17 protein-coding genes are annotated in these 19024 nt (G+C 63.2%); 12 read left to right on the top strand and 5 right to left on the bottom strand.

Annotated features, from left to right (window positions below; translation table 11 throughout):
- The first annotated feature begins 54 nt into the window (after positions 1–54).
- From ftsZ to ligA, 5 genes are all read left to right on the top strand, one after another.
- Positions 55–1815, top strand: coding sequence for a cell division protein FtsZ (ftsZ, locus tag AYK65_RS10600; protein WP_081158322.1), 1761 nt, complete (start codon positions 55–57; stop codon positions 1813–1815).
- Positions 1816–2146: 331 nt separating this feature from the next.
- Complete coding sequence (lpxC, locus tag AYK65_RS10595) at positions 2147–3100, top strand: UDP-3-O-acyl-N-acetylglucosamine deacetylase (protein ID WP_046118871.1); 954 nt, start codon at positions 2147–2149, stop codon at positions 3098–3100.
- 224 nt (positions 3101–3324) lie between these two features.
- Positions 3325–4191, top strand: coding sequence for an outer membrane protein assembly factor BamD (locus AYK65_RS10590; protein ID WP_026617769.1), 867 nt, complete (start codon positions 3325–3327; stop codon positions 4189–4191).
- Between the two features lie 35 nt (positions 4192–4226).
- On the top strand, positions 4227–5900 hold the full coding sequence (gene recN / locus AYK65_RS10585) for a DNA repair protein RecN (RefSeq protein WP_046118872.1): 1674 nt from the start codon (positions 4227–4229) through the stop codon (positions 5898–5900).
- Between the two features lie 167 nt (positions 5901–6067).
- Complete coding sequence (gene ligA / locus AYK65_RS10580) at positions 6068–8221, top strand: NAD-dependent DNA ligase LigA (protein WP_081158321.1); 2154 nt, start codon at positions 6068–6070, stop codon at positions 8219–8221.
- A gap of 147 nt (positions 8222–8368) precedes the next feature.
- On the opposite strand, the gene AYK65_RS10575 is transcribed toward ligA, so the two are convergent.
- Together AYK65_RS10575 and AYK65_RS10570 are read right to left on the bottom strand one after the other, a co-directional pair.
- Positions 8369–8773, bottom strand: a complete 405-nt coding sequence (locus AYK65_RS10575; protein WP_026617766.1) for a VOC family protein — start codon at positions 8771–8773, stop codon at positions 8369–8371.
- A 115-nt stretch (positions 8774–8888) separates the two neighbouring features.
- Positions 8889–9818, bottom strand: a complete 930-nt coding sequence (locus AYK65_RS10570; RefSeq protein WP_046118874.1) for a LysR family transcriptional regulator — start codon at positions 9816–9818, stop codon at positions 8889–8891.
- A 106-nt stretch (positions 9819–9924) separates the two neighbouring features.
- Here AYK65_RS10570 and AYK65_RS10565 point away from each other — a divergent pair, with 106 nt between their 5' ends.
- The 7 genes from AYK65_RS10565 (at position 9925) to AYK65_RS10535 (ending at position 14878) form a co-directional block, all read left to right on the top strand.
- A complete protein-coding gene (locus AYK65_RS10565; RefSeq protein WP_081158320.1) occupies positions 9925–10671 on the top strand; it encodes a 3-oxoacyl-ACP reductase family protein in 747 nt (248 codons plus the stop codon).
- A 19-nt stretch (positions 10672–10690) separates the two neighbouring features.
- On the top strand, positions 10691–11290 hold the full coding sequence (locus AYK65_RS10560; RefSeq protein WP_081158319.1) for an NADPH-dependent F420 reductase: 600 nt from the start codon (positions 10691–10693) through the stop codon (positions 11288–11290).
- Between the two features lie 215 nt (positions 11291–11505).
- Positions 11506–12381: a pantoate--beta-alanine ligase gene (gene panC, locus AYK65_RS10555; RefSeq protein WP_026617762.1), complete on the top strand. Its 876-nt coding sequence runs from the start codon at positions 11506–11508 to the stop codon at positions 12379–12381.
- Positions 12382–12383: 2 nt separating this feature from the next.
- A complete protein-coding gene (gene panB, locus AYK65_RS10550; RefSeq protein WP_026617761.1) occupies positions 12384–13205 on the top strand; it encodes a 3-methyl-2-oxobutanoate hydroxymethyltransferase in 822 nt (273 codons plus the stop codon).
- A 283-nt stretch (positions 13206–13488) separates the two neighbouring features.
- Entirely contained in the window at positions 13489–14205 is a 717-nt protein-coding gene (locus AYK65_RS10545) for an AzlC family ABC transporter permease (protein ID WP_026617760.1), read from the top strand.
- A gap of 3 nt (positions 14206–14208) precedes the next feature.
- Positions 14209–14517 carry an AzlD family protein gene (locus AYK65_RS10540; RefSeq protein ID WP_026617759.1) on the top strand — a complete coding sequence of 103 codons (309 nt, stop codon included), beginning with the start codon at positions 14209–14211 and terminating at the stop codon, positions 14515–14517.
- A 121-nt stretch (positions 14518–14638) separates the two neighbouring features.
- Entirely contained in the window at positions 14639–14878 is a 240-nt protein-coding gene (locus AYK65_RS10535) for a hypothetical protein (protein ID WP_026617758.1), read from the top strand.
- Between the two features lie 78 nt (positions 14879–14956).
- Here the strand turns inward: AYK65_RS10535 and AYK65_RS10530 are convergent, their stop codons facing one another.
- From AYK65_RS10530 to AYK65_RS10515, 3 genes are all read right to left on the bottom strand, one after another.
- Positions 14957–16792: an aminopeptidase P family protein gene (locus AYK65_RS10530; protein WP_081158318.1), complete on the bottom strand. Its 1836-nt coding sequence runs from the start codon at positions 16790–16792 to the stop codon at positions 14957–14959.
- Positions 16793–17332: 540 nt separating this feature from the next.
- Entirely contained in the window at positions 17333–18208 is an 876-nt protein-coding gene (locus AYK65_RS10520; RefSeq protein WP_046118877.1) for a 50S ribosomal protein L11 methyltransferase, read from the bottom strand.
- 123 nt (positions 18209–18331) lie between these two features.
- Complete coding sequence (locus AYK65_RS10515) at positions 18332–18931, bottom strand: SCO family protein (RefSeq protein WP_046118878.1); 600 nt, start codon at positions 18929–18931, stop codon at positions 18332–18334.
- Between the last annotated feature and the right edge of the window lie 93 nt (positions 18932–19024).

Here is a 19024-nt window from a genome sequence, read left to right as displayed (position 1 = left end):
CGAAGGATTTGGCCGGCTCGGCAAGGCGGCCAGAGAAAGAGAAGGAACAGGACTATGGCCATCAACTTGCACAAGCCGGACATTACCGAGCTGAAGCCCCGCATCACGGTCTTCGGCGTCGGCGGCGGCGGCGGCAACGCCGTCAACAACATGATCACCGCCGGGCTCCAAGGCGTCGATTTCGTCGTCGCCAACACGGATGCGCAGGCGCTCACGATGACCAAGGCAGAGCGCATCATCCAGATGGGTGTCGCCGTTACCGAAGGTCTCGGCGCCGGCTCGCAGCCGGAAGTCGGCCGTGCGGCCGCCGAAGAGTGCATCGATGAGATCATCGACCACCTGAACGGCACGCATATGTGCTTCGTCACCGCCGGCATGGGCGGCGGCACCGGCACGGGTGCAGCCCCGATCGTCGCGCAGGCCGCACGCAACAAGGGCATCCTCACCGTCGGCGTCGTCACCAAGCCCTTCCACTTCGAGGGCGGGCGCCGCATGCGCATCGCCGACCAGGGCATTGCCGACCTGCAGAAGTCGGTCGACACCCTGATCGTCATTCCGAACCAGAACCTCTTCCGCATCGCCAACGACAAGACGACCTTCGCGGACGCCTTCGCCATGGCCGACCAGGTTCTCTATTCAGGTGTCGCCTGCATCACCGACCTCATGGTGAAGGAAGGCCTCATCAACCTCGACTTCGCCGACGTCCGTTCGGTGATGCGCGAAATGGGCCGCGCCATGATGGGCACGGGCGAAGCCTCCGGCGAGGGCCGCGCCATGGCCGCTGCCGAAGCTGCGATCGCCAATCCGCTGCTCGATGAAACATCGATGAAGGGTGCGCAAGGCCTGCTGATCTCGATCACCGGCGGCCGCGATCTTACCCTATTCGAGGTCGACGAGGCGGCGACGCGCATCCGCGAGGAAGTCGATCCGGACGCCAACATCATCCTCGGCGCCACCTTCGACGAAGAACTCGAAGGCCTCATCCGCGTCTCCGTCGTGGCAACGGGTATCGATCGCACGGCCGCGGAGGTGGCCGGTCGCTCCGCCGACTTTCGTCCGGTAGCGCCGAAGCCGATCGTCCGTCCGTCCGCTGCAGTTCCGCCGCAGCCTGTTGCCGTGCAGCAGCCGGCACCCCAGCCGCAGCCGGTGCAGCAGGCCGCTCCACAGCCCGTCCAACAGGTCGACCAGATCGCGCTTGCGATTCGTGAAGCCGAGATGGAGCGTGAGCTCGACATCGCCACCCGCGCGCAAGTTGCCGCACCCGCCCCGCAGGTCCAGGAAGAGACGTTCCGTCCGCAGAGCAAGCTCTTCGCCGGCGTTGCCCCGGCTGAGCCCGCTCCCGTTATGCGCCCGGCTCAACCGGCACAGCGGCCGGTCGAAATGCAGGCTCCGGTTCAGCCGCAGGTCCAGCCGCAGCCGGTTCGCCAGGAGCCCGCACCGGTCGTGCGCCAGCACGCCGAGCCGGTCCGCATGCCGAAGGTCGAGGACTTTCCGCCGGTCGTGAAGGCGGAGATGGACCATCGCGCGCAGCCGGCGCCGACGCATCAGGAAGAGCGCGGGCCGATGGGACTGCTCAACCGCATCACCAGCTCGCTCGGACTGCGTGAAAGGGATACTCAGAACGTCTCGGCCGACATGACCGCTGCAGCACCGAGCGCCGCTTCGCAGCAGCGCCGCCCGCTCTCGCCGGAGGCTAGCCTCTACGCGCCGCGTCGCGGCCAGCTCGACGAGCACGGTCGCGTCTCGCCGCAGATGCGCTCGCATGAAGATGATCAGCTCGAGATCCCGGCGTTCCTGCGCCGTCAGTCGAGCTGATTCGAAGGCCCGTTCCTTCACCTTGCCGATGCCCGGGCGCCAGCTCGGGCATTTTCGATTTCACTTTCATTTCAACGGCTTGCCATTTGTGTTGCGCGCATATGAATTGCGTAACAAAGCGAAACGAACAGTGATTTGGAATGGTGCCTCCAAACTCTTATTTTCAGCATCGGAATTGGGGACGCATACGATTCGATCGGGCGCTGTTAGTTCGGAATGCGGGGTTTCGGCCAACAGGCGCGGTATCTCGGGTCCTGCGCTTGTGCCTTGAGCATCGTTGCACCCTGTGGAGTTTGGCCGCCGGCCGCGTTGATTGAAAGTGAAGACAAGAATGGGAATCGAACTGCTCGGGTTTCAGACGACGATCGCAAACCCGATAACCCTAAAGGGAATTGGTGTTCACTCCGGTGCGGAGGTGGAGATCACGTTCCATCCGGCTGATGCCGACGCCGGCATTGTCTTCCAGCGGGTTCTCCCCGGCGGACGGGTCAGCGAGTACAGGGCCGTCTCGTCGCAGGTGGGCAATACCGACCTTTGCACCGTTCTCGGCCTGTCGCCGGCGACATCGATCGCGACGATCGAGCATGTAATGGCGGCGATTTACGCGCTCGGTCTCGACAACCTGTTGATCGAGGTGCACGGCGCCGAGATGCCGATCATGGATGGCAGTTCCGCTCCCTTCATCGAAGCGATCGAACAGGCTGGTATCCGCTCGCTCGCGGAGAAGCGCCGCTACATCCGTATCCTAAAGCCCGTCCGCATCGAATCGGGCGCTTCCTGGTCGGAATTCACGCCCTATGACGGCATGCGCTTCGAGGTCGAGATCGATTTCGACTGCCCCTTGATCGGCCGCCAGTCCTGGAAGGGCGACATGACGCCGTCTGTGTTCAAGCGGGAACTGTCGCGCGCGCGCACCTTCGGCTTCATGCGCGACGTGGAGCGGCTGTGGGCCGGCGGCTTCGCGCTCGGCTCGTCGCTGGAAAACTCCGTGGTGATCTCGGATGACGACACGGTCATTAACGTGGAAGGTCTGCGCTATGCGGATGAGTTCGTCCGTCACAAGACGCTGGATGCCGTGGGAGATCTTTCGCTCGCGGGTGCACCGTTCCTCGGTTGCTATCGCTCGTATCGCGGCGGCCATCGGATGAATGCCAATGCGCTGAAGGCGCTGCTGAGCGATCCCAGTGCCTACGAAGTCGTGGAAACCGCGTCGCAGCGCCAGCGCGCCCGCTCGCGCGATATGGTCGCGGTCGCCGCGCCGGGCTTTGCGCCCTGGTCCGCATAACAAACCAAGCTCTTTCTTCTCCAGTCGCCGGCCGAAAGGCCGGCATTTTCGTTGCCCCGAAGGTGCGGATGCAGTGGAAAAGCGGGCACTCTCTTCCTCGTCCCGAATTAGGTGCCACAAATTTGCATGAATTGCCGATCATGACGTTGCGGTCTTGAGGCAACTTGCTCTAAAACGCGCAAGTCCGGCGGAATGCCAACCGCTAAGTGAAACGGGAATATCCGATGGTTCTTGCAGTTTCGGTCGACATGAAGAAATCAGTGCGCGTCGTCGCGGTCGTTCTTGCGGCTGTCGCCGGCTCGAGCCTGATCACAGCCTGCCAGAACGATCCCGACATCGATATCACCAAGCTTACCGCAGAGACCGATCCGCCGGAGGTGCTCTACAATCAGGGCCTGGCCAACCTCAATGCCGGCAAGACGACGGAGGCGGCGCGCAAGTTCGAAGCGATCGACAAGCAGCATCCCTTCTCCGAATATGCGCGCAAGGCACTGGTGATGAATGCCTTCGTCGCCTATCGCAACGGCCAGTATCAGGACGCGATCAACGCCACCAATCGCTACCTGAACCTCTATCCGCAGTCGGAAGACGCGGCCTATGCGCAATATATCCAGGGTCTCGCCTATACGAAGCAGATCCCGTCCGTCACGCAGGACCAGCGGCCCGCAGCGAGGGCGATCGAGGCGATGCAGGCGGTGGTCGACAAGTATCCCGACTCCGAATATGTCGACGACGCGCAAGCCAAGATTCGCTTTGCCCGCGACCAGCTCGCCGGCAAGGAGATGCAGGTCGGCCGTTACTATCTCGAGCGCAAGGAATATCTTGCAGCCATTTCGCGCTTCCGCACCGTCGTCGAGCAGTATCCGAATACCAACCAGGTCGAAGAGGCACTCGCCCGTCTCGTCGAGGCCTACTACGCCATGGGCGTGACCGCGGAAGCCCAGACGGCTGCGGCGGTTCTCGGACATAACTACCCGGATAGCCAGTGGTACGCCGACTCCTTCAAGCTGCTGCAGTCTGGCGGATTGGAGCCGCGTGAAACCGGTACATCCTGGATTGCGCGCGCCGGCAAGAAACTCATCGGCGCGTGATTCCTCCGCACCCGACAAGGAAGATATGAAACCGGATGCTCGCCCAGCTCTCGATCCGCGATATCGTCCTGATCGAACGGCTTGATCTCAGTTTCGATGCCGGGCTTTCGGTGCTAACCGGGGAAACCGGTGCCGGCAAATCCATTTTGCTCGACAGTCTGTCGCTTGCGCTTGGCGGCCGGGGCGACGGTTCGCTCGTCCGCCACGGCGAGGACAAGGGGCAGGTGACCGCCGTCTTCGATGTGGCGACCGGTCATGCAGCACGCCTTCTCTTGCGCGAGAACGGCATCGACGACGATGGCGATCTGATCTTCCGGCGGGTGCAATCGAGCGACGGTCGCACCAAGGCCTTCATCAACGACCAGCCGGTGAGCGTGCAACTGATGCGGCAGGTCGGCCAAGCGCTTGTCGAGATTCACGGCCAGCACGACGATCGCGCGCTTGTCGACACAGACGCCCATCGCACGCTGCTCGATGCATTCGGCGGAACGACCGAAGCCGCGGAGGAAGTCGCGACGCTCTACCGCGCGTGGAAGGATGCCGAGCGCGGGCTCAAGAAGCACCGCGAGAAGGTGGAGGCGGCGGCGCGCGAGGCGGATTATCTGCGTTCTTCGGTGGAGGAGCTCGAAGCGCTTTCTCCGCGGGATGGCGAGGAAGAGGAGCTCGCGGAAGCCCGCGCGCGGATGATGAAAGCCGAGCGCATCGCCGGCGATATCAGCGAGGCTTCCGAATTCCTGAACGGCAGTGCGTCGCCGGTGCCGCTCATCGCCTCGCTCGTCCGGCGGCTCGAGCGCAAGAGCCACGAAGCGCCGGGTCTGCTCGAAGAGACGGTCGAGCTCCTGGACGGCGCGCTGAACCAGCTTTCCGACGCGCAGATGGCGGCGGAGCGGGCGCTGCGCAACACCGAATTCGACCCCAAGGAACTCGAGCGCGTCGAGGAGCGTCTCTTCGCGCTGCGTGCCGCGAGCCGCAAATATTCGGTTCCTGTCGTCGAACTGCCGGCGCTCGCCGTCAGGATGATTGCCGATCTCGCCGATCTCGACGCCGGCGAGGAGAAGCTGAGACAGCTTGAAATACAGGTCGGCGAAGCGAAGGCGGCCTTCGACGCGACTGCCCGGGCGCTTTCCGAAAAGCGTCACAACACGGCGAGCGCGCTTTCGGCCGCCGTTATGGACGAATTGCCGGCGCTGAAGCTCGAACGCGCGCGCTTCATGGTCGAGGTGACGAGCGATCCGGCCTCGCCGACGGCCGACGGCATCGATGCCGTGGAATTCCATGTTCAGACCAACCCCGGCACGCGGCCGGGACCGATCATGAAGGTTGCTTCGGGCGGCGAGCTTTCGCGCTTCCTGCTCGCGCTCAAGGTGGCGCTTGCCGATCGCGGCTCGGCGCCGACCCTCGTCTTCGACGAGATCGACACGGGCGTCGGCGGCGCGGTTGCCGACGCGATCGGCCAGCGCTTGAAGCGGCTATCGAAGACCGTCCAGGTGCTTTCCGTCACACACGCGCCGCAGGTCGCCGCGCGTGCTGCGACGCATCTCCTGATCTCGAAGGGCCCTTCGGCGGAAAAGGCGGAGATGATCGCGACGCGCGTCGCCCGCATGGACGACGCGGCGCGCACCGAGGAAATCGCCCGCATGCTTGCCGGCGCTTCGATCACCGAAGAGGCGAGAGCGGCGGCCGCGCGCTTGCTGGCCGGCAACGGCTGATCGCAACCACTTTTCTTTCGCGCCGATTGCTCTGCCGCGCCGTGCGTCTGACCAGGCTCGCAAAGGCCGCTGTAGCACTTTGAAACGCTGCATGATTTTGTCCTCAAATCGATTCCGATTTGAGGAATCATGCAGTAAAAACGACTCCGAATCCGGAGTCGCGATCCATGCTGAATCAGAGAAAACCTGTCGAGCAACTGACCGAAGCGGAAGCGGCGGAGGAACTCGCCTTCCTGGCGGAGGAGATTGCCCGCCACGACGTGCTTTATCACGGCAAGGACGCGCCAGAGATTTCGGATGCGGACTACGACGCGTTGAAGCGGCGCAACGACATGATCGAAGCGCGCTTTCCGGCGCTCATCCGCGAGGACAGCCCGTCACGCAAGGTGGGCGCGGCGCCATTGCCGACATTCGCGCCAATCGTGCATGCGCGGCCGATGCTCTCGCTCGACAACACCTTTTCGGACGAGGACGCGCGCGACTTCGTCGCCGGCATCTTCCGCTTCCTGGGCCTGCTTCCCGATCATTCGGTCGCTTTTACCGCCGAACCGAAGATCGATGGCCTTTCCATGTCGCTGCGTTACGAAAACCGGCGGCTGGTGACGGCGGCGACGCGCGGCGACGGCACAACAGGGGAAAACGTCACCGCCAATGTTCGCACGATCGGAATGATCCCGCAGAAGCTTCCGGCCGACGCGCCGGATATCGTCGAGGTTCGCGGTGAGATCTATATGGCGAAGTCCGATTTCGCCGCCCTTAACGCCGAAATGGCGGCGCAGGGCCGGCCGCTCTACGTCAACCCGCGCAACACGGCATCCGGCTCGCTGCGTCAGCTCGACCCGAAGGTGACCGCCAGCCGCAAGCTCCGCTTCTTCGCCTACGCCTGGGGCGAGATGTCGGCGATGCCGGCGGATACGCAGCTCGGCATGGTCGAGACCTTCAAGGCCTGGGGCTTCCCGGTCAATCCGCTGATGCAGCGCTTCTTCTCCGCCGACGAATTGCTCGCACACTATCACCACATCGAGCGCGAGCGTCCGGATCTCGACTACGATATCGACGGCGTCGTCTATAAGGTCGACCGTCTTGACCTGCAGGCGCGGCTAGGCTTCCGCTCTCGCTCGCCGAGATGGGCGACGGCGCACAAGTTCCCGGCCGAACAGGCTTTCACGCGTCTCAAGGGCATCGACATTCAGGTCGGTCGCACCGGGGCGCTGACGCCGGTTGCGCGGCTGGAGCCGATCACCGTCGGTGGTGTCGTCGTCACCAATGCGACCCTGCACAACGAGGATTACATCCGCGGCGTCGGCAACAGTGGCGAACTGATCCGCGAAGGGCGCGACATCCGCATCGGCGACATGGTCATCGTCCAGCGGGCGGGGGACGTCATTCCGCAGATCGTCGACGTGGTGATGGACGAGCGGCCGGAGGGCGCGGAGCCCTACCGATTCCCGACGACTTGCCCGATCTGCGGCAGCCACGCGGTGCGCGACATCAACGAAAAGACCGGCAAGGTCGATGCCGTGCGGCGCTGCACCGGCGGCTTCGTTTGTCGGGCGCAGGCGATCGAGCATCTGAAACATTTCGTCTCGCGCAACGCCTTTGACATCGAGGGGCTCGGCTCCAAGCAGATCGAGTTCTTCTTCGAAAGCGAAGACGACAATCTCAGGATCCGAACCGCGCCCGACATCTTCACGCTGGAGCGCCGCCAGGAAACGTCTCTTACCAAACTCGAAAACATCGAAGGCTTCGGCAAGGTCAGCGTTCGCAAGCTCTACGACGCGATCGACGCCCGCCGCTCGATCGCGCTCCATCGCTTGATCTATGCCCTCGGCATCCGCCATGTCGGCGAGACCACGGCGAAGCTGCTCGCGCGCTCCTATGGCCGCTACGAGCATTTCGATGCGGCGATGAGGGAGGCGGGGAGCTTTTCGGGCGACGCCTGGCAAGAACTCAACAGCATCGACGGCATCGGCGAGGTCGTCGCCCGCGCGATCGTCGAGTTCTACAAGGAGCCGCGCAATGTCGAGGTCATCACTCGGCTCCTGAAAGAGGTAAAGCCGGAAAGTGCGGAAATGCAGGTTGCGACCGACAGCCCCGTCGCGGACAAGACAGTGGTCTTTACCGGCTCGCTCGAAAAGATGACACGCGACGAGGCGAAGGCGAAGGCAGAGGCACTCGGGGCCAAAGTTGCCGGGTCCGTTTCGAAGAAGACCGACATCGTCGTTGCGGGCCCCGGCGCCGGCTCGAAGCTCGACAAGGCCCGCGAACTCGGAATCACGACGATGGACGAGGACGAGTGGCTGGCGCTGATTGGCGGGTAGAGGGCGACTTCGAAGGACTCGGAGGGCGCTTTAGTCTCTCACGGCGCGTCTGAGTCGTGAGAGACTGTTGGGCATCCAGGATGCCGTAGCTGCGGCGGTGGACTATCCGCCGGGGTGACCGGCGGATATTACCTTCCGCCTGGGCGTTCAGGCTTGTTGCTGCGCCGTCATATCCATCCACATGAATTCCCATACGTGGCCGTCCAGGTCCTGGAAGCTGATGCCGTACATGAATCCGTAGTCGAGCGCCGGTTTCCAGGGCTTGCCGCCCGCGGCAAGCGCCTTGGCGAGCATGTCGTCGCATTCGGCCCGGCTTGCGGCAGAAAGCGCCGTGATCACCTCCGTGCCCTTCGAGGTGTCGCTGATCTCGCCGGTGATGAAGCTGCGGAATTTCGGCTCCGTCAAAAGCATGGCGAAGATATTGTCGTCTATGACCATGCAGGCGGCCGTCTCGTCCGAGAACTGCTCGTTGAATGTGAAGCCGAGGGCGGAGAAGAAGGTCCGAGAGGCTTTCAGATCCTTGACCGGCAGGTTGACGAAAATCATGCGCATTGGGTGCTCCTCGTGGAAATGATTTCACGGACCAAGGACGAAGGCAGTTGCCGTCTGCCGACAGCCCGTGCGGAATTTTATCTGGCATCGATGCCAAGGCTTTCAAGTGCGTGGCTCAGCCACGACTGCCGGCGAAGCGCTCGGCCAACCGGTTACGCTTGAAATGGTCGGCGATGAAATCCACGAAGACGCGGGTTCGTGCCGGCAGCAGGATGCGGTTCGCGAAGTAAATCGAGATCGGTCCGGCTTCCGCATACCATTTCGGCGCTAGGCGGACGAGGGCGCCGGAATCGAGATGTCGCCGCGCATCGGGCACGGCGAGCAGCGTCACGCCCAGGCCGAGCACGGCGGCCTCACGCATGGCGGCGGGGTCGTTCACCACGATGGTCTCTTTGGGTGCCGCCGCCATTTCCTCGCCGGCGGCATTGCGCATTGTCCAATGCCGTACGCGCCCGGTGCGCGCCGACCGCATGACGATGCCGTCGAACGCGGAGAGCCCGGCCGGATCAATGGGCAAAGTGCGGCTCGCCATGTAAGCCGGCGACGCCACCGCGATGATATGAGCCGGCGCGAGGACGCGTGAGACGATCCCGGGCGAAAGGTCGAACCCGCCGCCGATCGCCGCGTCGAAGCCTTCCGCCACAAGATCGACCTGGCGATTGTCGAACTGCCAGTCGATGCGGATAGCCGGATATTTCTGAAGAAATCCCGGCAGCAGCGGCAGGATATGTTCGGTGCCGAAACTTGGACTGAGGCTGACTTTCAATGCGCCCGCCGGCTCGCCGCGTTCGCCTGCAACGCCCGCAATCGCGCTCTGTATGCCCTCCAGATTGTCGCGGATCGCCGCCAGGAAGCGCTCGCCTTCTTCCGTCAGCGTTAGCTTTCGAGTCGAACGATGGAAAAGTCGTACACCCAGATTTCTTTCGAGCATCGCAACATTGCGGCTGACTGCAGCAGGCGTCAGGCCGAGCCGCCGCGCCGCAACGGAAAAGCCGGCATGCTCGGCGCTGCGGACGAAGGACTCGAGATTGGCGAGCGTTTCCATGTTTCTTTCAAGCAATCATTGAAAATAATGAAAGTGATTACTGCCTTATCTTAATTGAATGAGATGGCAACATCTACTCCATCGAAACCGAAATGGAGTGAAGACAATGACAAATCAAAATCTTCAGGGAAAAGTCGCCCTCGTCACCGGCGGCTCGCGCTCGATCGGCGCTGCTGTCGCCAAACGTCTCGCCGAGGACGGCGCCGCTGTCGCCATCACCTATTACGGCTCGCCGGAGAAGGCGGAAGCGGTCGTCAGGGACATTGAGGCGGCCGGCGGCCGTGCGATCGCAGTCAAGGCCGATGCGGGTGATGCGAGTGCGGTGCGAGCCGCGGTGAAGGAGACCGTCGACGCGCTCGGCGGCATCGATATTCTTGTCAATAATGCCGGCATCGCGCTCGGCGGTCCCATCGATGAAATCACGACCGAGGACTACAACCGGATGATCGCCGTCAACGTGACCGGCGTCTTCGTCGCCACGCAGGAGGCGGTGCGCAATATGAAGGCGGGCGGACGGATCATTCACATCGGCAGTTCGATGGTGCGCTATGCGGCCTTCCCGACCGCCTCGCTCTACACGTTGACGAAAGGCGCCGTTGCCGGCTTCAATCGCAGCCTTGTGCGTGATCTCGGCCCCCGCGGCATCACCGTCAACACGGTTCACCCGGGCCCGACCGACACCGACATGAACCCCGATGGCGGACCGGTCTCGAAGATCGTCGGCCCCGGCATGGCGATCGGCCGCTACGGCAAGCCGCATGAGATCGCCAGTGTCGTCGCCTACCTCGCCAGCCCCGAAGCGGGTTTCGTCACCGGCGCCGATATCGTCGCCGACGGCGGCTTCACGGCCTGAATCAAGAAAGGATCAAGCCATGTCCATCGGCATCATTGGTTCCGGCCATATAGGCGCGGCTTTTGCCCGGGCGCTCGCGACAGCCGGTATTCCTGCAACTATCGCCAATAGCCGCGGTCCCGAGAGCCTGAGACCGCTTACAGACGAACTCGGTCCGAAAATTACGGCGGGTACGCGGGAGGAGGCGGCAAGCGCCGACGTTGTTCTCGTCGCCGTCAATTGGTCTAAGCTGCCCCAGGCGCTTGCTGGCCTGCCGGCCTGGAACGGCCGCATCGTCATCGATGCCAACAACCCGATCGAGGCACCGCTGTTCAGGCCCGCCGAACTTCACGGCCGGCTCTCAAGTGAAGTCTTCGCCGACCTCGTGCCCGGCGCGCGCGTCGTCAAGGCATTCAACCATCTGCCGCCGGATCTCGTCGCCAGCGATCCAATGGCGGAGGGCGGGGGCCGAGTGCTCTTCTTCTCGGGTGATGATGCTACCGCGAAGGCGGAGATTGCCGGCCTAATCGAGCGGCTCGGCTTCTTCGGCGTCGATCTCGGCCCATTGTCGATAGGAGGCAAGCTCGTCCAATTCCCCGGCGGCCCGCTGCCGGCGCTGAATCTCGTCAAGTTCGGCTAAAGTCAGCCGCAGATTCAAGGCAGGCCGTGAGCGATTCGGCCTGTCTTTCAGGCCGCCGAACCGTCCGAGTCCCCATTTCCATTTGTGTTTTTGCGCTGCACAAGATAGATCTTGCAGCCAAAATTTGTGCAATTGCCTTTTCGCGGGGCTGGCTGCTCGCCATATCAGCGAAACGGGACGTTCTTTCCCGTCCCGGCGGATTGGAGGGTCCGAAGATGAAAACCGTCACCACCGTCGCCGAACTGCGCACTGCCCTTGCTGAGCACCGGCGCGCTGGCAAGTCGATCGGTCTTGTCCCTACCATGGGCTATCTTCATGTCGGCCATATGGAACTCGTCCGCCGCGCCCGCAGCGAGAACGACGTGGTCGTCGCCAGCATTTTCGTCAATCCGCTGCAGTTCGGACCGAACGAGGATCTCGCCAAATATCCGCGCGATCTCGCGCGCGATGAGAGGATGCTGACCGAGGGCGGTATCGATTTCCTCTTCGCGCCCGGCGTTGCCGACATGTATCCGCGGCCGATTGAAACCGTGGTCGACCTGCCGAAGCTCGGCTCCGAGCTCGAAGGGGCGGTCCGGCCCGGACATTTCGCAGGCGTCGCCACCGTCGTCACCAAGCTCTTCAACATCGTCCAGCCGGACCGTGCCTATTTCGGGGAAAAGGATTTCCAGCAGCTCCAGATCATCCGCCGCATGGTCGAGGATCTCGCACAACCGGTCGAGGTCATCGGCGTGCCGACGGTGCGCGAAGCCGATGGGCTCGCCTGCTCTTCACGCAATGTCTATTTGACGACAGAAGAGCGCCGTGCCGCGGCGGTCGTGCCGAAGGCGCTGGACGAGGCCGAGCGCCTGATCGCAGCCGGTGAAACCGATCCGGCGGCGGTCGAAAAAGGCGTTACCGACTTCCTCCGCAGCGAGCCGCTGGCGCGACCCGAGGTAGTGGCGCTGCGCGATCCCGAGACGCTGGAGCCGGTGAGTGAAGTTGGTGAGAAGGCGGTGCTGCTCTTGCTTTTCGTTCGCTTCGGCACGACGAAGCTGCTCGACAATCGTGTCATCGCCCCGAAATCGACCCGTTTAGCAAAGGTTGCCTGAGAATGAGCGTCCAGACCGCAAGGCGGCGGCTGAGTCCCGCCAGTATCGAAGCCCTGAAGGGCGAGCGCCCGATCGTCAGCCTCACGGCCTACACGACGCCGATCGCGCGCCTGCTAGACCCGCACGTCGATTTCCTGCTCGTAGGCGACTCGCTCGGCATGGTGCTTTACGGCCTCGACACGACCGTCGGCGTCACACTCGACATGATGATCGCGCATGGCCAGGCGGTGATGCGCGGTTCGGAGCGCTGCTGCGTTGTCGTCGACCTTCCTTTCGGGTCCTATCAGGAATCGAAGGAGCAGGCCTTCCGAAGTGCTGCGCGCGTCTTAAAGGAAACCGGCTGCAGTGCGGTGAAGCTCGAGGGTGGGGCGGAAATGGCCGAGACGGTCGATTTCCTTGTCAGCCGCGGCATCCCGGTGCTGGGCCATGTCGGGCTGATGCCTCAGCTCGTCAACACGACCGGCGGCTATCGCTCGGTCGGGCGCAACGAGAAGGAAGTGGCGAAGATCCGTCGCGACGCCAAGGCGATCGACGATGCCGGCGCCTTCGCGATCGTGGTCGAGGGCACGGTCGAGCCGGTTGCCCGCGAGATCACGGCGACCCTGCGCGCGCCAACCATCGGTATCGGCGCCTCGCCGGCCTGCGACGGCCAGATCCTTGTGTCGGATGACATGCTCGGGCTTTTCAACGATTTCAAGCCGCGCTTCGTCAAGCATTTCGCCGAGCTCGCGCCGGCGATCTCGAAGGCGGCCGAGGACTACGCCAATGAGGTGAAGGCGCGCACCTTCCCCGGCATAGAGCACACGTTTCAGATGAAGCGCTGACAAGGCGCGGCGCGTTTGATTCGCGTCCGCCCTACGCCTAGCCGATTCCGCCCGCGACCCTCATCTCTGTGCTTGTCACAGGCATGAGGGCGTGTGTCGAACCACCGCCTCTCTTCGGTACACATGGCGTCTGTCCGGAGCGGTCGCCGGTTGAACCCATCAGAAAAATCAATCACTGCATCAGTGCAATTGAATTGTCGCAAGCTGCGGCACCACCTATGTCTCCGGCAAGAGTTTACGGCCGCGCCCCTTCGCGCACGGCGCTCCCTGCGGGAGGAGATTCATGAACAGAAGCGATTTCCGCGAGGGGTTGCGCGGCGGCTTTCCCATCATGTTGGCGGCGTCGCCTTTCGGTGCGCTGTTCGGGGCGCTGGCGGTCGAGAACGGCTTCACCATCGCCGACGCCGTGTTCATGAGCGCAACGGTCTATGCCGGTGCCAGCCAGATGGTCGGCATCGAACTCTTCGGCAATCAGGTTCAGCCTTGGTTGGTCGTGCTTTCCGTCTTCGCGGTCAACTTCCGGCACGTGCTCTATTCCGCCTCCATTGCCAAGCACATCCGTCATTTCAGCTTCGTACAGAAGCTTCTCGCCTTCTTCTTGCTCGTCGATCCCCAATATGCCGAGACGGAACAGCGCGGCGAGCGCGGGGTACCGATCACCTTTGCGTGGTATCTCGGCTTCGCGCTGGTGATCTACGTCCCCTGGATCATCAACACGCTGATAGGCGCCGTCTTCGGTCAGTTGATCGGCGACCCCAAGGCGATCGGTCTCGACGTGCTCCTGCCGGTTTATTTCCTGGGTCTCGTCATGAGCTTCCGCAAACGCGATCGCTTCCTGCCGATCGTGGCGACAAGCGCGATCGCTTCCGTCGCGGCGATGCATTTCGTGGGCTCGCCCTGGCATGTCAGCATCGGTGCGCTCGCCGGCATCCTGCTCGCCGCTTGCCTGCCGTCGGAGCGGCCGGCGAGGGAAGTCCCGGTCGTGGAACGGGAGGCTTGAGTCTTGGACGCGCAGCATCTCGATCTCATCTATCTGATCATCGCGGCGGCGGTCGCAACCTATGCGACCCGCTTCGGCGGCTATGTGCTGATCACGCAGTTGAAGAACATTCCACCGCGGCTCGAAGCGGCATTGAATGCCGTTCCGGCGGCGGTGCTGACAACACTCGTGGCGCCCGCCTTCGTCTATGGCGGTCTGGATGTCGCGGCCGCGATGCTCGTCGCCTTCGTCGTCGGGCTCCGCTTTTCGACGCTGCGGATGCTGCTTGTCGGATGGCTGGCGGTGATGGTGATCCGTCATCTGATCTTTTAGATTCCGCGTTTCGTCGAACAGGTCATTCCCGTCACGCTGACGTTTTGGACACGGTGGCGGGTCTGGACTATCATCCTTCATTGCCGGAGAGGCAACGCCCTCCGGCTGCGGAGGAGCGACCATGATGATCAGGATATCCATTGCCCTTTTGCTCGCGCTCACGCCTGTGACCGCCTTTGCCAATCAGTGCCCCGGCATGATGGCGGCGATCGACGCGGCGCTGCCGAACGCTTCCCTTTCCGAGGCCGATATGGCCAAGGTCAAACAGTTGCGCCAACAGGGCGAGCAAAGGCACCAGGCTGGCGATCACGCCGGCTCGGAGGCGGCGCTCGGCGAGGCGAAGAAGATGTTGGGTATCTGACCAGCGCGGGAAAGCGTGGGCGGTTTTCCGCCCACATCCCGTTCTCGCGGGCCGAGGCCGTCGCTTCGCCCGCCTCACTCAGCGCGGGACCGCCTCGGTAGCGGCCTTCAGCCAATCACGCGTGTTGTCGTCCGCGAGGAGCGGCGTCAGCTTGTCGCGCGTCTCGGCGTGATATGCATTCAGCCAGTGAAGCTCCTCATCCGTCAGGAGGGCCGGGAGAACGAGCCGGCGGTCGATCGGGCAGTAGGTCAGCGTGTCGAAGCCGAGCATCGGCTGATCGCCGCCCTCGATCTCCGATGCCTCCTTGACGACGATCAGGTTCTCGATGCGGACGCCGAAGGCGCCGGGACGATAGTAGCCGGGCTCGTTGGACAGAATCATGCCGGGCAGTAGCTCCTGGGTCGCGAGACGGGCGATCCGCTGCGGTCCTTCATGTACCGAGAGATAGGAGCCGACACCGTGGCCGGTGCCGTGCGCATAGTCGGCGCCCGCCTTCCAGAGCGCGATGCGGGCTAGGGGATCGAGGTCGACGCCGCGAGAGCCCTTGGGGAAGCGCGCCGTGCTGATGGCGATCATACCTTTCAGCACCAGGGTGAAGAAGCGCTTCTGCTCCTCCGGCACTGCGCCGATCGCCACGGTGCGGGTTATGTCGGTCGTACCGTTGATGTATTGCGCGCCGGAATCGATCAGGAACATGGTTCCTGCTTCAATCGGCCGGTCGGTATCGGTCGTAACGCGGTAATGCATGATCGCCGCATGCGAGCCGGCGCCGGCGATCGTGTCGAAGGAGATATCCTTCAGGGGGTTCTGCATGCGCTCGCCGACAGAGGCACGCGCCGCCTCCAGCCGCTTGGCCGCGCCCATTTCCGTCACGCTGCCGGGCTGCGTCCCGTCAAGCCAGGCGAGGAACTCGACCATTGCCGCGCCGTCCTGCAGATGCGCCCGGACGGAACCGGCGATCTCGGCTGGATTCTTGCGGGCGCGGGGGAGACGCGCCGGATCGACGGCCTCGATCACCGAGCCGCCTCTCGGGCGGATCAGCTCGCCGATCGCGAAGGGTGCCAGATCCGGATCGATCAGGATCGCCGCGCCGGTGGAGGCGAGGGCGGAAAGCCGGTCGTCGAAACTCGCCGGAGCTGCGATGTCGGCGAGTTGCGTCAGATAGGCCTCCTCCTCGATGCCGGTCTTGCGCTTGTCGAGGAAAATCTCGGCTCGACCGTTCGCGTGGATGATGGCGCGCGCGAGCGGGTGCGGCGTGTGCGGCACGTCGCTGCCGCGAATGTTGAAGGTCCAGGCGACGGAGGAGGGATCGGTGAGCACGACGGCCGCGGCCTTTGCCTTGTCGACGCCTGCCGCAATCGTCGCGATCTTGTCCTTGGCCAATTGTCCCGCATGCTCGATCGGCTGGATCGTCACACGGCCAAGGGGGGCTGCCGGCCGGTCGGTCCAGAGCCGGTCGAGCGGATTGTGATTGAGAAAAACGAGCGAACCGCCTATGGCGGCGAGTGCCTTTTCAAGCCGGCGCACCTCCGCCGCGGTGTGCAGCCAGGGATCGATGCCGAGACGGAAGCCCTTGGGAGCGTGCCCCTCCAGCCAGACATGCGGCGGCTCTCCGATGAGATCGCCACCGGTGAAGACGCTGCCGTCCACCTGCTCCTTGAGTTGAGTGACGTAACGGCCATCGACGAAGACGATCGCTTCACGTTGGGTGATGAGCGCGACGCCGGCGGACCCGGTGAAGCCCGTCAGCCACGAGAGCCGCTCGGAGCAAGCAGGCACATACTCGCCCTGAAACTCGTCGGCGCGCGGGACGAGGAAACCGTTGATGCCGAGGGCCGCGAAAGCGGAACGGAGGGCGGCGGTGCGCTCCTTGCCGAATTGGGGCGTGGACGTGACTTCGAAGGACTGAAACATGGAAAGTTCCGGTAAATTGGCGGAGAACCGCAGGGCGAGATCGATCGCATGTTAGCGGAAAGGCCGCTTCGGGGGAAAGAGGCGACATCCTGCCGTAAACAGCTGCTGGTGCGGTCGAACGCATCAGTCGAACCGGAAGCGCGTTCGCGCATTTATCATACTTATGCGCCAGGCGCATGGCTCCCATGCTGAAATACAGCTTTCTCTATCAAAATGATGGTTTATAAGCGCAGCCAACGAACACGGACGAACGTCCGGTTCAAAGAACTGCGGTTCCGAGAATGGTTGGTCATCCGTTCTCCTCCTCCCTCAAGGGTGGCCAGCTTCGGAATTGTAGAGCCCGCTCGAGCGCTCCTCCTCCTCAGGCTCGCGGGCATGGCCGGTCTCAAGCCGGCCAGCAGGCGATGCTTCGGCATCGCCTTTGTTTCGAGAAGGCCGCCCGTCATGATGGACTGGGCGGCCTTTTCGTTTCGCGACGGGAAAATCCCGGATGCGGGCGGAAAACTGCGCACACTCTTCCTCATCCCGCGCAAAGGGCTTCTATCTGATCAGATGAATGGTCACCCAGCCATTGCGCCAGATGGTGCGCGCATGCTTGAGGTTTTGGCCGTTGTAGGCGGCAAGCACTTTCCAGCGCTGTTCGGCGAGGATGCCGGAGAGGATGACCGACCCGCCGGGTGCCAGATTGGCGACGAGCTGCGGCGCCATCTTCATCAGCGGCCGCGCCAGGATATTGGCGATGATGAGGTCAAAGGGTCCGTTTAAGCGGAAGGCCGTGGAGTGGAAGCCGGGGGCGGTCGCGAAGGTCAGGCCCGTGACCACGCCGTTGCGACGGGCGTTCTCTGTCGCGACGCGGGTTGCGACCGGGTCGATGTCGGTTGCGAGCACCGGCACGTGCAGGAGCTTGCGGGCAGCGATCGCCAGCACGCCGCTTCCGGTGCCGAGGTCGAGGACGTTGCAGAAGGGCCGCGTGCGAGCGACCGCCGCCAGCATTTCGAGACAGCCGGCGGTCGTTCCGTGGTGGCCCGTGCCGAAAGCCTGGCCGGCGTCGATTTCGATGGCGATCTCACCCGCCTTCACCTTGTCGCGATCGTGCGAGCCGTGGATGACAAACCCGCCGGCGCGCACCGGCGCGAGCCCCTCCAGCGATTTGGCGATCCAGTCGACATCCGGCAGGACTTCCCGTTTGATGGCGAGATGCGAGAATTCGGCCGCAAGCGCCGGCTCAAGGCGCGCCTGCACGTCTTTCTCCTCGTCTGCCATCATGTAGATCGACGCTTCCCAGAGATCGCGCTTCTCGTCGATCTCCATGGTCGCAATGGCGTAATCCTCGTCTCCGAAGATCATGCTCATGGCATCGAGCACGGCTTCCGCTTGCTTTTCCGTGGTGGTGACGAAAAGGCGTATCTCGCTCAAGGTTCTTTCCTTTGGCTATCGGCATTCAAGGCGCTGCGGCGGGTCCGCCGCTAGCATGATTGGAGGGCAAACGCAAAGCGCCGGCATTTGCCGGCGCAGGTGAGAGATGAAAGCGCAGGTCGCTCAGCGCTTTGCGAGGTTTTCCAGCTTCTTGATCGCCGTTTCCGGATTTTCGCCATAGGCGATCGTTCCGCTGAACTGACCGTCGGCGTCAAGCAGGAAGACCGAGGCCGTATGATCCATCGTGTAATCGCCGTCCGGTTTCGCCTCGTCGACCGGAACCTTCTTGTAATAGACGCGGTAGCCCTTGACCATTTCCCGCACCTTGTCCGGGGGTCCGGAAATGCCGGTGATGCGCTTTGAAACATTCGAGACGTATTGCCCGAGCACTTCAGGCGTATCGCGTTCAGGGTCGACGGTGATGAAATAGGCCTGCAGTTTGTTGCCGTCGGGATCGACCTTTTCGAGCCAGCCGTTCAGCTCGAAGAGCGTGGTCGGGCAAACTTCCGGACAATGGGTGAAGCCGAAGAAGAGGGCGGTCGGCTTGCCAGTGAAAGCCCTCTCGGTGATCGGTTGCCCGTTCTGGGCGACCAGTGTGAAGGGAACGCCGAAGGGCCCGGACGATGCCTGCTGCTTCGGCTGTGTCATGTCGAAAGTAAGCCAGCCCAGAACGGCCACCGTGATGAGGATGGCTACCCAAAGGGCGATGCGAATGGATTTCATCGTTGCTACCGTCTGTTGAATGCAGAGCCTTGATACCGCTTCACAACCGCGGGCGCAAAGCGACAATTGCCGCAGGCACCGGACGGATCGTTG

The sequence above is a fragment of the Ensifer aridi genome, assembly GCF_002078505.1.
Lineage (GTDB): Bacteria > Pseudomonadota > Alphaproteobacteria > Rhizobiales > Rhizobiaceae > Sinorhizobium > Sinorhizobium aridi.
This window is presented reverse-complemented; position numbering and strand designations above follow the sequence as displayed.